We start from the raw sequence: 1,498 nt of genomic DNA, 5'->3' as shown, positions 1-1,498 counted from the left end.
CCGTACGGGCCGGCGGGTTCGCGTATGTATCGCACCGGGGATCTGGTGCGCTGGAACAGTGACGGCACTCTGCATTTCCTGGGCCGCGCGGACGACCAGGTGAAGCTTCGTGGTTTCCGTATCGAACTGGGCGAGGTGGAGGCTGCGCTGGCGGCCTGTCCCGGGGTGGTGGCTGCGGCGGCCGTGATCCGTGAGGACCGGCCCGGTGACCGGCGCCTGGTCGGCTACGTCGTGGCCGGGAGCGGTGTGGAGCAGGCCGTGGTCCGGGCCCGGCTGGCCGGGCGACTGCCGGAGTACATGGTGCCCTCGGCCGTGGTGGCGAGCGCCCGGCACTGGTTGCCGTCGTGCGTCCGGAGCGGATGCCGTTGTCCTTCGCCCAGCGCCGCCTGTGGTTCCTCCACCGTATGGAAGGCCCCAGTCCCACCTACAACGTGCCGGTGGTGCTGCGTCTGTCCGGCGCCCTGGACACCGATGCCCTGCACGCCGCACTGAACGACGTCGTCGCCCGCCACGAAGCCCTGCGTACGGTCTTCCCCGATGTGGACGGCAGGCCCTACCAGCACATCCGTCCGGCCGCCGAAGCCCGGCCGGTGGTGGAAGCCGAGACTCTCACCGAGGCGGAGTTGGCCGATGCCGTGGACCGCACGGTGCGGCATTCCTTCGACCTCGCCACCGAACTGCCCCTGCGAGCCGCGCTGTTCACCGTCGGTGACGCCGGGGACGAGCATGTGCTGGTCCTGGTGATCCACCACATCGCCGGGGACGGCTGGTCGATGGGCCCCCTCGCCCGCGACCTGAGCACGGCTTACGCGGCCCGGTGTGCAGGTCGATCTCCGGCATGGGAGCCGTTGCCGGTCCAGTACGCCGACTACACCCTGTGGCAGCGCGAGTTGCTGGGGGACGAGGACGACCCGGGCAGTGTGCTCGCCGACCAGCTCGGCTACTGGAAGAAGGCGCTGGCCGGGCTGCCGGAGCGCCTGGAACTGCCCACCGATCACCCGTACCCGGAGCAGGCCGGATACGACGGCGCATCCGCTGCGGTGCAGATCGACGCCGAACTCCACCAGGCCCTGACCACCCTGGCCCGCTCCCGGCAGACCACGGTGTTCATGGTCCTCCAGGCTGCCCTCGCCGTGCTGCTGCACCGCCTCGGCGCCGGGACGGACATCCCCATCGGCACGCCGGTCGCGGGCCACCTCAACGCCTACGCTCACCAGGACGTGCCCTTCGAGGGCCTGGTGGAGGCGCTCAACCCGACACGGTCCCTCGCACACCACCCCCTCTTCCAGGTCACCCTGGCCCTCAACAACACCCCGCGTGCGGCGCTGGAGTTCGCCGGAGCAGAGGCCTCGGTGCAGCCCGCGGCCGCCCACGCTGCGCGTACGGACTTGGCTTTGAGCCTGGCGGAGCGGCGGGGTGATGACGGTTCCCCGGACGGGATCGTCGGTTCCCTCACCTACCGCACGGACCTGTTCGAGCAGGACACGGTGACCGCTCT

1 protein-coding gene and 1 pseudogene are annotated in these 1,498 nt (G+C 70.8%); both read left to right on the top strand.

The features are described from left to right. A pseudogene (locus IO24_RS47875) lies at positions 1 to 318 on the top strand (AMP-binding enzyme); the annotation flags it as partial. An 86-nt stretch (positions 319 to 404) separates the two neighbouring features. Further along, positions 405 to 1,498: condensation domain-containing protein (locus tag IO24_RS41755; protein ID WP_244310238.1), on the top strand; the 1,094-nt coding region annotated here is incomplete at its 3' end.

Origin of the sequence: Streptomyces flavovariabilis, from assembly GCF_000725785.1 — a bacterium.
GTDB classification, from domain to species: Bacteria; Actinomycetota; Actinomycetes; order Streptomycetales; family Streptomycetaceae; genus Streptomyces; species Streptomyces hawaiiensis.
The sequence above is the reverse complement of the archived record's forward strand: the minus strand, read 5'-3'. Positions and strand labels throughout refer to the sequence as shown.